The sequence below is a fragment of the Leptolyngbya sp. 7M genome (assembly GCF_018128485.1).
In genome coordinates this window covers 5,340,766-5,353,121 of record NZ_CP070897.1, presented here as the reverse complement: position 1 = coordinate 5,353,121, position 12,356 = coordinate 5,340,766, and the positions used below count along the sequence as shown (strand labels likewise).

The following is a 12,356-nucleotide window of genomic DNA, read 5'->3' as shown; positions in this document are numbered from 1 at the left end:
TTCTATCATCTCCTGACAAGTTACTTACCCGTCAACATCCGCCAGCCAACCGTGTCTGAAAATATTCTTGATACAGCCGACAGCGGGGACCGACCCGATCGCCTATTTTTTTCACCAGTCCCATACTGTAGAGCTTGTAGGCTTGCATTGTATCCAACTGTAGCGGTTCGGGAGCCATAACCACTTGACGGAATGCTTTGGCTAACTCCGGTCGTTCTTGCAATTTCTTGAGATAACGCCGCAGGTGATCAGTGTAAATTCCAGCATCGGTGGCAGCTTCTTGCAGCAGTTGGGTCAGCGTTACTTTTTGCCAAGCCAATTCGTCGATCGCCAGCCGCACTAGATAGGGATGCCCACCCACCGTTGCCATCAGGCGCTGCACCCAGTTTTGATGCCAATCAAGGCCGTAGCGCTTGAGTAAATCTTCAACCTGCTGGGCCGTGAATTCGGGTAGTTCTACCGGTAAGCCGACATTAAACGGCGAGTGATTCAAATCCAAGCGGCCATAATCTTCGGTCGAATGCACCACAACCAAGCGCAGCTTCTCCCAAACCTCAATGGTTTTGGCTTCTTCGTGCCAACTCCGCAGCATCGAGAAGAACCCCTGACTCGCCGCCAACGCATCAAACAGCCAATCCACCTCATCGAGTGCTAGCACAAATGGCTGCTGAATCGGCTCTAAAACCTGCTCTTGGATAAACGTGGTGCAGTTGACAATGCTACCCCGGTCCAGATTCCACATGTCTTTGGGCTGGGTTGTTAGTTTCAATTCCAAGCCAATGCAGGCACAAAACCAGCGCAGTAGCCGATCTAAATTGCTCAGAACCGTCGCATCAATTTTGGATAAATTGAGCCGCACGACTCGATAACCTTGTTTTTCCGCGCGGTCACAAACCCGATACAGCAGCGACGTTTTACCCATGTGGCGAGGCGACTTGATCCGAATTAATGCCCCCGGCCGCAGAATCGCATCGTAGCAACGGGCTTCAATCGGAGCGCGATCAATGTAAAAGTCAGAGTTGACAGGTACTGGCCCTTCCGGAAATTCCCCGACAATAGCAGGCAATAAAGGTTCTTCACCAGCTTTGCTTTCAAGTTCCGCTCCATCCTCCTCTAACGCTGACCAATCGACAATTTCTTGCCAGTCTTCAATTCCAACTGCTTTACAATGTTAGCCTCGGCGCAGCGGGCGAAGGAGTTGGGCGCGACTCGATTTTGTATGGGCTGGGCTTGGCGGGAGATCCGCGAAGGCAAGGCATTTGAAGAGATGTTGGCCATGGTGCGGGGAGTGCGCTCCTTGGGACTGGAAGCCTGTGTGACGGCAGGGATGCTGAACGATGCGCAGGCACAGCGCTTAGCCGAGGCGGGACTCACAGCCTATAACCATAATCTTGACACCAGCCCGGAATATTACGACCAGATTATTACCACCCGCACCTATGGGGACCGCCTGAAGACGCTGGATTGTGTGCGCCGATCTGGAATTACCGTGTGCTGTGGCGGCATCATTGGTCTGGGCGAAACCGTCACCGACCGTGCCCGCATGCTAGAGATTTTGGCAACCATGCAACCCCATCCCGAAAGTGTGCCAATCAATGCTCTAACCGCCGTCGAAGGAACGCCCTTGCAAAACCAGCAGCCCGTTGATTCGTTTGACTTGGTGCGGATGTGTGCCACCGCTCGGATTTTGATGCCCCAAGCCAAGATTCGCCTTAGCGCCGGACGTAGTCGTCTCAGTCGGAAGCTCAGGTGCTTTGCTTCATGGCTGGAGTCAACTCGATTTTCTATGGCGAAACGCTGCTAACCACCAGCAACCCAGAGCGGGATGCAGACAATCAGCTATTAGAGACAATCGGGGCCGTGGCCCTCCAGCCGTTTGCTGAGGCACATTAGTTGCTGAGGCACATTAGCATTCCCGAGTTTCTTTCAATCGGCTGCCTGCACTAGGCTGCCTGCATCATTGGACTGGTGTGCCGGTGCACCAAGAACCAGTTGCCGTCTTCGTATTCAAAAATGTTGGTCACCATGGTCTGCACTTCCATCCGTCGCTCTGGCACTACCTGCACCAGGTTTTCTACCAGCACCACATAGGCGACATTACCAATCACTTCAGTGGCAATTACATCTGCGGCTACTTCGAGCTGCTTGGTGTTTCTAAAGATCTGATCCCAGGAGAAGCGAATCTGCTCCCATCCGCGTAGAGCCGACCGTCCGGGGTGAATGCAGGTGACCTTAGGAGCCTTCGACCAAACTAGGCTCAAGGCATCAATGTCTAGTCGCTCAAAGGCTTGATAAAAGGCTTGATTGGTTGCCAATACATCTTGAGCAGTGGTCATAGAAAACCTCCGAGTTTAGCGGTCTAGATTGTAGCGCTTCAATTTAAGTTTTGAGGTTTAAGTTTTAAGCTGGAAGCCCAACTCAAAACTCAAAACTTTCTACTTCGCCTCCATCCAGTTCTGCCCAGTTCGCACTTCTACCAACAGCGGCACAGATAGTTCAACAGCAGATTCCATTGTGGTTTTGATCTGCGGCTGTAGTTCTTGCCATTCGTCGGGGTGGATTTCAAACACGAGTTCATCGTGGACTTGCAGCAACAGGTGAGCGCGGCGACCTTTGAGAATCTCGTGCAGCTTCACCATAGCGATCTTGATAATGTCAGCGCTGGAGCCTTGAATTGGGGCGTTGGCAGCGGCGCGCAAAAGCTGGGCGTCGTATTGATCGCGCAATTTCAGTTTGGCTAGCTCGATGTGGCTGGGATCGGGGCTGGGAAACCTTGGCAATTTTGAAACAGCAGTCTGAAACGCGCACCATTCCAGTGATCATTTTGAGTGGGCTGTTGCCCGATGCTAGAGAAGCTCCCTATGCTGACATTAGCGATTGGGTGGTGAAACCGCCAGAACCTAAAGTGCTGTGGCAAGCGCTGGAGCGTGCTCTGGTTAACCATAATCAGCCGCTGAAAGTGCTAATCATCGAAGATGACTTAGATTTGGCGCAGGTCCTGACCACCTTATTTGCTCGTCATCAAATCGAAACGTTCCATGTCCAAACTGGACGAGAAGCAATTCAACTCAGTCAGCAGGTGATTCCGGATTTGCTGGTCCTCGATTTAGGATTACCCGTCAATGATGGCTTTGCTGTTGTAGACTGGCTGCGGCAGCATAATCGGCTCTGCCAAGTGCCCCTAGTGGTTTATACTGCCCGCGATTTGAATGACCATGAGCGGGAACGGCTACGGCTAGGACAAACGCTATTCCTGACTAAAGGCCGCATTAGCCCCCAGGAATTTGAGCAGCGGGTGATCAATCTACTCAACCGGATGATTCGAGGCAAGACAGGAGACCGCCTTAATGACGAAACGCATTCTGATAGTTGATGATGAATATGATATTCGGGCTGTGGTTCAACTCACCTTGAAGGCGGTTGGAGGCTGGGATGTAGCGAGTGCCGCTTCGGGACAAGAAGGACTGGAGAAGGCGGTTGGTCAGTCGCCCGATGTCATTTTGCTCGATGTGATGATGCCTGAAATGGACGGGATCGAAACCTTTCGAGCGCTGCAAGCCAATCCGGTTACCCAACCGATTCCGGTGATTCTGATGACGGCTAAGGTACAAGCTGCTGAGCAACGACGATTGGCCGAACTAGAGGTCGCAGGAATTATCACGAGACCCTTCAAAGCCATGAAACTACCAGGCCAGATCGCGAAGATATTGGGCTGGAACGACCAGTAGACAAACGCCAGATTAATTCTCTGGATCTACACAAGTTCTGCATTTTTCAGGTCTAACTTAGAAGCTATTCGAAGGTGTCAGTGAAATTCTGATCGCATTTACCATTCGAGTGATTGTTCCCCCCTGGCTCTCTGCCTGACCTTACTGTGAACCGTTCAGCTTTTTATCCCCTTAGTGCCCTCCTCCACCCAATTCGGCAACGACTGGAAGCGATTGAAATCTCTGATCCCCAAACTGCCCGGTCTCTTTGTAAACTGATTCCAGCTCGTTGCCCTTTCGAACGACAAATCAAACTGTTTGACTACACCCTGGTTCGGATTCCGCCCCTTTGCAAACTGAATCCTTTTTACGATCAAATCGTGCATCTTCGATTTAAGTCATTAGTATATTTAGCGGACCAGTGTGGTGAAGATGTAACGCTCTATTTTTGATCTAATTTCGTGGGAAAGCTCCCCTGAAAATCGAGGTACTCATGGCCACAACGCATACGCACGCAGCGAGTCCAGCAGCGCTTCTCAAAAAGCCATGCTATCCAGAACCCTTAACAAACACTAACGAACATAAGATTAAAATGTCGCAAAATTATGAATCGGATAATACTCGTCTGGATAGCGGACGAGCAGCCATAGCACCCGAATTGGCTAGCGTAGTCAGACCAATGGCTGCGCCAATACCGCTCAGAACGAGCTGCGAGCTAATCGCTGTTACCAATCCAGCCAGAATCGGACCCCAACGGACCCGGTCATGGTAATCTACAGCCGGCACTGGGGCAATTCGCTCCGCTCCCCGGTTGATCGGATTCACAGGTTCATTCGTGTAAGTCATAGCTGACCGACTCCTACAAGCTTCTAAGTTGAAAATGAGGCTAATTTAATTGATAGTTCAAACAATATAAAGGAGTTAGCAGCAGTACACCTGCCTTAAGAGAGAAATTAACCATTGCTCAATAAGCGACCAGCCAAGCAAGAAGCGAATATTAGCGTATATAGAAGCAACAAATATCGGCAGCGAGTATCAGCAGCTAGAAACGAAAGCGAAAAAGTTTAGTTTTGTGAACATTTCTCTGCCATGTTTGGATGGTCACTAAACACCGGTTCTAAGGCAGATTCTAAGGATAGAGGTTGTCAGGCTATAGCCAGCTAAGAGATCCCTCAAAAGATTGCGCCATCTAGCCCAGCAGACAGATGGTGGACAGAAAGCGGACTCCTAGCATGGGAACTGTAACTCAAGGAATTGAGGTGAATAAAATGCCATTGCACAAAATTAGAGAGTTTTATCCAGATTATCGCGATCAGTTTGGCGATCATGACGTTTTGGGATACAGCTTCTATAGTGGTACCGACAAAATTGGCTCGGTTGATGATCTGTTAGTGGATGATGAAGGTCGTTTTCGCTACCTGGTAATCAATACCGGAGCCTGGATTTTTGGCAAGAAAGTGCTGCTACCAATCGGTCGTGCCCGTATCGATTACAACGATAAACGCATTTACGCTGACGGTTTGACCCGTGAACAGGTCGAGAACTTGCCAGAGTACGATCCAAACGCAGCGCTAGATTACGACTACGAAGAGCGCGTTCGCGGCGTCTATCGGCCTATGGGCACAACGACGGGTACAACTGGCACGATGGCAAGCCCCACCTCGCTGGATGCAACGCCTGGCATGACTGATGATACTACCCTACCCCTGGGTGGTGCTCCGGCCGCAGATCGTAGTGTCAACCGAGATGTCAACCTGGGCCGTAACTACGACCGTAGCTCCTATCGCTATGACTATGATCCCGATCTATATAACCTGAACGAGCGGGATCACCAAACCCTCAGACTCTATGAGGAGCGCCTGGTTGCTGACAAGACTCGGCGCAAGACTGGTGAAGTTGCTGTCGGTAAGCATGTAGAAACTGAAACTCAGCATGTCTCTGTACCGGTTGAGAAAGAGCGGGTAGTAATTGAACGGGTTAATCCCACAGACACTGACGTTGCTTCTACCGTTGGTACAGGCGCATTCCAAGAGGGAGAAGTCGTCCGCATGGAAGTCTACGAAGAGACTCCTGACATTCGTAAGGAAGCCTTTGTGCGTGAGGAAGTGCGGGTGCGCAAAGAAGTGGATCGGGATACGGTAGAGACCGATGAAACCATTCGCAAAGAGCGTCTGGACATCGACAAAGACGGTAATCCCCTCACCCGTGAGTAAAAGTGAGGCAAACTAGCCCAGCTATTGGGGTCTCCAGCCGCCGCCATCAGAATGGAGGCAAACATAGGTGGTGCTGAAAGGCCCGGGAACACCAGATACGTCAGTCCACCCGCAGCTATCAGCAATCCGACAACCTCAGATCGCGTGGGCATCTCACCGCGCCCGATAGAGACACCGATCATCGTCAATTGCACGAAGCCGAAAAGGATAAGTGCTCCTGTTCCTGCCGTAAGATTGAGATATGCGAATGAGAACGCGATAGCGTATCCAAAAAGAAAGAACGCGGATGTCCAGTTTCCGTTTTTGGCAATGCTTTCCGTCTTTCGGCTTAGGGCAACGACCGCAGCGAGCACGGCCGCTCCCGATACCAGCCGAACCATTGTGAAGCTTGCGGCATCGATCTGGCCGTCGGCCAATGCCAAACGGCAAAGTATAGAATTAAGGGCAAAGCAGACCAATGCAAAGGTTGTTAATGCGAATGCCTTCATTGAAGAATTGAGGATACAACCGATCGATATGAAATCATAGATTCCTCATCAAAAGTTCATACCTTCTTCAAGACCTGTTGTCAGCGCCCGTCGTATCGTTTACTTGTGCCATTAGGTTTAGGGCACAAATTCATATATTTTCAAGGAGCAATGATGAAAGATACTAATTTTGACCAAAAGAAAGCCGAGGCATTTTCGGCCAGCATGCTTGACGTGCTTAACAAAGGTGCGATCGCACTCGCGTTAAGCATCGGCCATCGGAGCGGCTTGTTTGAGGCGATGGCAGCTCTGCCTGCTTCAACATCACAGCAGATAGCGGATGCCGCAAAGCTGAACGAACGCTATGTTCGCGAGTGGCTCGGAACTATGGTAACCGCGCGGGTAGTGAACTATTTTCCGGATACCATGATCTATCAATTACCCGAAGAGCACGCTAGGGCTCTCACTTCTTCGGGGGATTACAATATGGCTTCGGCAATGCAGTTCATCCCGGTGCTGGCCGGTGTAGAAGATAAATTGCTGGAAAGCTTTCGGAATGGTGGCGGTGTGCCGTATTCGGAATATCCGCGCTTCCATGAGGTGATGGCTTCGGAAAGCGACCAGACGACCGTTGCCGCATTGGAGCCGTTCATTCTACCCATCGTTCCCGGGCTGAAGGAAAGGCTCGAGACCGGAATTGACGTACTAGATGTCGGTTGCGGAAAAGGCCGTGCAATGATCACATTGGCGAAAACATATCCGAACAGCCTCTTCACGGGTTACGACTTTTCCGAAGAGGGCATCGAAGCTGCACGAGAGGAAGCGAAAGCGGCCAGAGTGACCAACCTCCGGTTCGAGGTCCGCGATGCGGCAAATATCGGGGAGACAGAGCAATACGACCTGATCACGTCGTTTGACGCGATACACGACCAAGCTGACCCGGCAGGAATGCTGCGGAACATCTATAAAGCCTTGCGGCCAAACGGCGTTTATCTGGTTCAGGACATCACCGGCTCTTCGCACCTGGAAAATAACCTCGAACTGCCGGCTGGCCCTTGGCTCTACACGATCTCCTGCTGGCATTGCATGACGGTTTCGCTCGCATACGGCGGTGCGGGATTGGGTGCAATGTGGGGCGAGGAGTTGGCGGAAAAAATGATGGTGTGATAGTTTTGCTGCCAATCCGAGTCATGTCAAGGGACGCACAGCTCATACCCATCTGTTCGAGGCGGTGTTTGGTGCGTAGCCGCAAGCTGGATTTCCCCATCTGACGCGAGTTGAACACATAACACAGCTCTCCCCGCATCAAGGCGTGGAAGAGGTCAATGTCTGCCTGCCGCTCTACATAGCTCGGCGCATCAGTTTTGAGGCTACCCCCAACTGATATTCATACTGAATTCCTGACGCAGGCATAATTAATCCTCTCGAATAGTTTTAAGTTTTAAGTGTGATTAGCAAAGCCTGGGCGTTGGCGGTAGCCCGCCGTTAGACATCGCGCGTAGTTTTAAGTTTGGGAAGCTATTCCATTTCATGATTTGCAACTGGCCATTTAAAGATTTAGTGCTGACTTAACGGACAGAATCCAACCTTAAAATTCAAAACCCAAAACTTCTTGAAAGTATTTACGATATAATTTACAGCTTGGTTTTATTTGTTCTCCGTGTAAGGTAATCAGTCCTAAACTCTCTAACTTGTAAGTAGTAATCGGTTCCAAATGGGCGGTCGTTTCGGTGAAGACTTGGCGAAGGGCAATGGCCAATTCAGGGTGGTCCTGTAGATGACTCAACTGCTGGCGCAAATGGTCAGCATAGATGCCAGATGTTGTGGCAGCTTCTTGTAAAAGCTGGTCGAGCGTCACCTCTTGCCGCCCCAAATGGTAGAGCGCCAGACGCACCAGGTAGGGATGACCACCAATCAGATCGACTAGGGCCTGTAGCTTTTGCACACCTGCCTCGCTCGCAGCCCACTCCAAACCGTGGCTTAGGGCCAGCGCCTGCACTTGCGCCAAAGTAAACTCAGGCAGCTTGATTGGCAGACCGACGTTAAAGGGAGATTGGTTCAAGTTAAGCGGAATGTAAACCTCGGTGGCATGCACTACAATCAGCCGCAGTTTTTGCCACACTTCATATTCGGAGGCATCTTCATACCAGGTGCGCAGTAGGGGCAAAAAATCGCTGGCCAAATCTGGATATTCAAACAGGCGGTTCACCTCATCCAACGCCAACACTAGAGCCATATCCACCGATTTGAGAATATACCGCTGCATATACAACGTGCAGCTCATTTTGCTACCAATATCTTCATCCCAATATTCATCCAACTGAGGCAGTAGCTGTAACTGCTGGCTGATGTTAGCGCAAAACCAGCGCAGAAACCGATCAAGCGATTCAAAAACACGGCGATCGGCCTGCTGCAGGTTCAGCGTCACGGTATTGAAACCAGTCTGCTTCGCGTAGGCAACAATTCGCTGCATCAGTGAGGTTTTGCCCGTCCGTTGGGGCGCACGAATCCGAATTAAACTGCCGGGTTTGCTGACCTCAGCCCAGCACTGCGCCTCGATGGGAGCACGCTCAACATAAAACGGTGAATGTAGCGGCACCGAACCACTCGGAAATTCCAGTTTATCGGGTGCAATCGTCGCAAAATTTACCCCAACGGGCTGACTCAACCCATCCGGCTTCGGCTTTTCTTGCTGATAGCGTCGCAACGCCGCCTGCAAATTCTTCTTGCCGACCTTTTCCCCCAGCAACTCTGATAGCAACTTGAAGCCCAGCACTGAGTAAAGTCTCGGACAGTACTTCCAGGTTTGTGGGATTATCATCCACAATCAAAATAGCTTGGGATTCTAGATTAAACATCGTTGTTTTATGAAACATTAGACACTTTGGGCAGTAGATCAACCGAAACAGAGCAATACCTGCTAAATAAAAACAATCTAGTTCGTTGATAAATAATGTTCTACAAAAGTGCGAATTTGCCTCAACTGAAATTCCCTGGCAAATTGGCGAAGCTGTTGAGTAAACGGTATGAATTTGCGGTCAAAGTTTTCTAACCTTTCTACCTCCTTGAGCAGGTCTTTGACCAAACCTTTGCGACTTAAATCATGCAGCAAAACCAAGTCCTCAAGGGGCGGTGGAATAATTTGAGCTGATTCGCTCTCAAGTTCGGCTGTTTGTTGCGTCTCTACTGCATCGCTTCGTTCTGCATATATCCAAGTCAATTTTAGATGCTTTGCTAAAGCCTCTAACAAACTGTCTATTTGCACTGGTTTCGGTAGAAATTCATTGGCCCCAGCGTCTAAACTTTTATACCTATCTGTTTCAAATACACTGGCCGAGGAAACAATCACAGGCATATGAGCCAACTCAGGTAGCTGACGAATCTGCTTCAGCATCTCGTAGCCATCCATGACTGGCATCGTCAAGTCGGTGATGATTAGATCCGGCTGTAGTTCACTTGCCTTTTGCAGCCCTTCCTGACCATTGAAAGCTTCAAACACTTCAAATCCAATTGGTTTCAATAAGCTAACAATAACAGAGCGATTTTCCCACAGATCATCAACAATCAGAATTTTAGGTTGTTGATCTTGAATTCCTACAATCACACCCTGGTTAGAAATCCTGGAGGATTTAGCCCATTCTTTTGCTTCGAGTAGTTCTACATCAAACCAAAAGATACTACCTTGACCAAGCTGACTTTGAACATTCAATGTACTATTCATTAGCTGAACAATCTTCTGACTGATTGCCAATCCCAGCCCGGTTCCTTCAGACTGTTTCTTGGCATCTCCAGTCTGCTCAAACGGCAGAAAGATTCTATCCAATTGATCTGAAGCAATACCTACACCTGTATCCTCTACTTGAAATCGAATTTTGTAGATAGAAGGACAATCTTTATTACTCTCAAGTTTTTGACATTTGACTAGAAATATAACACTGCCTGTATCAGTAAACTTGACCGCATTCCCCAACAAATTGATCAGGACCTGCCGTAATCTTTTTTCATCGGTTCTAATTCCGCCTGGCAAATGGAGATCAGGTTGGTAAATCAAGTTCAATCCCTTTTGTTCAGCTTTGATGCGGCAAATTTCCGCCACGTTTTGGAGGAAGGAAGGAAGATGGAAATCAATGGGCTGTAATTCCAGTTTTTGAGCCTCAATCTTGGAAAGGTCTAACACATCGTTGATCAACGTCAATAGATGCTGACCACATTGCCTGATAATCTCAATGCCTTGTTTTTCCCGTTTTGCCAAGCTTTGTGAGCGTTGCAGGATCTGAGCATAACCCAAGATTCCATTGAGCGGAGTCCGAAGTTCGTGGCTCATATTGGCTAAAAATTCGCTTTTTGCCCGGTTGGCGGCAAGGGTAGCGATAAAGCGGATCAAATTGGGCAGGAATTTTTAACAGTTTTATGCCCAATTCAAGCCAAAGAGACAAGCCAGAAATCAGTCCAGGCTAGTGCAAAACTCGATTTAAATATCGAGAAAAATCAATGGCAGAATTTAGCTCGATTCAATCTAACGATTCCTTCCCTCAAATCGGTAGCATTTGCTGCTGCTTTGAACCTAAATCCAGTTTTAATCTGAGCAATTAACGCCAAAGATAGCAATTTTTTATCTTAGAGATTAGCGATTCCGATGATAGAAACTGCTTGCTTCGAAGCGTTAGCTGATACCAATTCAGTTTTGTAAAAACAGCTACGAAACCAGCCCCAGATGCAGCAATTGCATGATCAAAATGCAGAAAGAACATAAATTGCAAATTTTTGTAACTTAAGTTACGAAACCACCCCGGCCTTTTTCCTAATCTGTCTTGCAAATGAGTCCTACAAGGCAGCTTCAATCTTGATCCAGCGAGGGATAGAACCGTGACCAGCGTTATCACCAATCAAGCCGCCAGTCAGAACAAGTTTGAAAAGTTCAAAGCCGAAAAAGACGGTTTAGCTGTCAAGGATGAACTGGATTACTTTGCTCAGATTGGATGGGAAGCCATTGATGCCACCGATCGCGATCACCGGCTGAAGTGGTTGGGCATTTTCTTTCGTCCGGTTACACCTGGCAAGTTCATGATGCGGCTGCGGATGCCCAGCGGCATTATTACCAGCCAGCAAATGCGGGTTTTGGCCGAGATTGTGCAGCGGTACGGTGAAGACGGCAATGCTGATATCACAACCCGGCAAAATCTCCAGCTTCGAGGCATCCGAATTGAGGATATTCCCAGCATCTTCAATCGGATGAAGGAAGTGGGCATGACCAGCGTCCAGTCTGGCATGGATAATGTGCGCAACATCACTGCTTCACCGGTAGCAGGGCTAGACGCCAACGAACTGATTGACGTGCGGGAACTGGTGCAGCAGGTACAGGACATGATCACCAACAACGGTGAAGGAAATCCTGAGTTTACCAATCTGCCCCGTAAGTTCAATATCGCGATTGAAGGTGGACGAGATAATTCAGTTCACGCCGAAATTAACGATATTGCCTTTGTGCCCGCATTCAAAGAGATCGATTCAGATCATACTTCAGTTCATACTGCGGATGATGTTGATTCGTCTCAAACGTCCCCATCTAATGAATCTGGCTCATGGCGCGATCAGCCGGCTGGATACTGGGCCATTTATAACCAGCAGACGCAGTTAGCTAACGGTTCAACCAACGGTTCAACGCCTGCTCCTGCCGCACCAACTCGTCAACTTGGGTTCAACGTGGTGGTTGGTGGCTTCTTCTCGGCTAAGCGCTGTGAGGCAGCGATTCCGCTCAACGCCTGGGTACCGCCTGAAGACGTGGTAGACCTGTGCCGCGCCATTCTGGTGGTGTATCGGGATCACGGTCTGCGAGCAAATCGCCAGAAAGCTCGCCTGATGTGGCTAATTGACGAGTGGGGTCTCGACAAGTTTCGAGCCGAGGTGGAAAAGCAGTTGGGGCGTCCCCTCAGTCCAGCAGCCGCGACAGACGAAATTGACTAGAACTT

General features: G+C 49.4%; 13 protein-coding genes and 1 pseudogene. 8 read left to right on the top strand and 6 right to left on the bottom strand.

Features of this window, described 5'->3' with window-relative positions; translation table 11 throughout:
* Nucleotides 1-31 precede the first annotated feature (31 nt).
* On the bottom strand, nt 32-1,066 hold the full coding sequence (locus tag JVX88_RS27960; RefSeq protein ID WP_211621830.1) for an AAA-like domain-containing protein: 1,035 nt from the start codon (nt 1,064-1,066) through the stop codon (nt 32-34).
* A 102-nt stretch (nt 1,067-1,168) separates the two neighbouring features.
* Here JVX88_RS27960 and bioB point away from each other — a divergent pair.
* Nucleotides 1,169-1,893: pseudogene (bioB, locus tag JVX88_RS27955) on the top strand (biotin synthase BioB).
* A 50-nt stretch (nt 1,894-1,943) separates the two neighbouring features.
* Here bioB and JVX88_RS27950 read toward each other — a convergent pair.
* Together JVX88_RS27950 and JVX88_RS27945 are read right to left on the bottom strand one after the other, a co-directional pair.
* A complete protein-coding gene (locus tag JVX88_RS27950) occupies nt 1,944-2,336 on the bottom strand; it encodes a nuclear transport factor 2 family protein (protein WP_036005263.1) in 393 nt (130 codons plus the stop codon).
* A 99-nt stretch (nt 2,337-2,435) separates the two neighbouring features.
* Nucleotides 2,436-2,780 carry a DNA polymerase gene (locus JVX88_RS27945; protein WP_317134461.1) on the bottom strand — a complete coding sequence of 115 codons (345 nt, stop codon included), beginning with the start codon at nt 2,778-2,780 and terminating at the stop codon, nt 2,436-2,438.
* Here JVX88_RS27945 and JVX88_RS27940 point away from each other — a divergent pair.
* From JVX88_RS27940 to JVX88_RS27930, 3 genes are all read left to right on the top strand, one after another.
* Nucleotides 2,774-3,373: a response regulator gene (locus JVX88_RS27940; protein WP_263975280.1), complete on the top strand. Its 600-nt coding sequence runs from the start codon at nt 2,774-2,776 to the stop codon at nt 3,371-3,373. The two genes, JVX88_RS27945 and JVX88_RS27940, sit on opposite strands and share 7 nt — an antisense overlap.
* Nucleotides 3,348-3,728 carry a response regulator gene (locus JVX88_RS27935; protein ID WP_211621829.1) on the top strand — a complete coding sequence of 127 codons (381 nt, stop codon included), beginning with the start codon at nt 3,348-3,350 and terminating at the stop codon, nt 3,726-3,728. The genes JVX88_RS27940 and JVX88_RS27935 overlap by 26 nt, the downstream gene beginning before the upstream one ends.
* A 146-nt stretch (nt 3,729-3,874) precedes the next feature.
* The gene (locus JVX88_RS27930; RefSeq protein WP_211621828.1) at nt 3,875-4,159 is read left to right on the top strand and encodes a Mo-dependent nitrogenase C-terminal domain-containing protein; all 285 of its coding nucleotides are present in this window, start codon (nt 3,875-3,877) and stop codon (nt 4,157-4,159) included.
* Nucleotides 4,160-4,310: 151 nt separating this feature from the next.
* On the opposite strand, the gene JVX88_RS27925 is transcribed toward JVX88_RS27930, so the two are convergent.
* Nucleotides 4,311-4,553, bottom strand: a complete 243-nt coding sequence (locus JVX88_RS27925) for a hypothetical protein (RefSeq protein ID WP_211621827.1) — start codon at nt 4,551-4,553, stop codon at nt 4,311-4,313.
* Nucleotides 4,554-4,975: 422 nt separating this feature from the next.
* Between JVX88_RS27925 and JVX88_RS27920 the strand changes: the two genes are divergently transcribed.
* The 3 genes from JVX88_RS27920 (at nt 4,976) to JVX88_RS27910 (ending at nt 7,554) form a co-directional block, all read left to right on the top strand.
* Entirely contained in the window at nt 4,976-5,920 is a 945-nt protein-coding gene (locus JVX88_RS27920; protein WP_211621826.1) for a DUF2382 domain-containing protein, read from the top strand.
* A gap of 51 nt (nt 5,921-5,971) precedes the next feature.
* Entirely contained in the window at nt 5,972-6,448 is a 477-nt protein-coding gene (locus JVX88_RS27915; RefSeq protein ID WP_211621825.1) for a hypothetical protein, read from the top strand.
* 110 nt (nt 6,449-6,558) lie between these two features.
* Nucleotides 6,559-7,554: a class I SAM-dependent methyltransferase gene (locus JVX88_RS27910; protein ID WP_225931196.1), complete on the top strand. Its 996-nt coding sequence runs from the start codon at nt 6,559-6,561 to the stop codon at nt 7,552-7,554.
* 421 nt (nt 7,555-7,975) lie between these two features.
* Here the strand turns inward: JVX88_RS27910 and JVX88_RS27905 are convergent, their stop codons facing one another.
* Together JVX88_RS27905 and JVX88_RS27900 are read right to left on the bottom strand one after the other, a co-directional pair.
* On the bottom strand, nt 7,976-9,163 hold the full coding sequence (locus JVX88_RS27905) for an AAA-like domain-containing protein (RefSeq protein WP_225931195.1): 1,188 nt from the start codon (nt 9,161-9,163) through the stop codon (nt 7,976-7,978).
* Between the two features lie 159 nt (nt 9,164-9,322).
* Entirely contained in the window at nt 9,323-10,771 is a 1,449-nt protein-coding gene (locus JVX88_RS27900) for a response regulator (protein WP_225931194.1), read from the bottom strand.
* 482 nt (nt 10,772-11,253) lie between these two features.
* On the opposite strand from JVX88_RS27900, the gene JVX88_RS27895 reads away from it, so the two are divergent.
* Nucleotides 11,254-12,351, top strand: a complete 1,098-nt coding sequence (locus tag JVX88_RS27895; RefSeq protein WP_211621823.1) for a hypothetical protein — start codon at nt 11,254-11,256, stop codon at nt 12,349-12,351.
* Nucleotides 12,352-12,356: the final 5 nt, after the last annotated feature.

Coding starts and splice junctions, on each gene's coding strand:
- JVX88_RS27910 (WP_225931196.1), top strand. CDS start 6,559: ATGATGAAAGATACTAATTTTGACCAAAAGAAAGCCGAGGCATTTTCG.
- JVX88_RS27920 (WP_211621826.1), top strand. CDS start 4,976: ATGCCATTGCACAAAATTAGAGAGTTTTATCCAGATTATCGCGATCAG.
- JVX88_RS27935 (WP_211621829.1), top strand. CDS start 3,348: ATGACGAAACGCATTCTGATAGTTGATGATGAATATGATATTCGGGCT.
- JVX88_RS27925 (WP_211621827.1), bottom strand. CDS start 4,553: ATGACTTACACGAATGAACCTGTGAATCCGATCAACCGGGGAGCGGAG.
- JVX88_RS27950 (WP_036005263.1), bottom strand. CDS start 2,336: ATGACCACTGCTCAAGATGTATTGGCAACCAATCAAGCCTTTTATCAA.
- JVX88_RS27915 (WP_211621825.1), top strand. CDS start 5,972: ATGGAGGCAAACATAGGTGGTGCTGAAAGGCCCGGGAACACCAGATAC.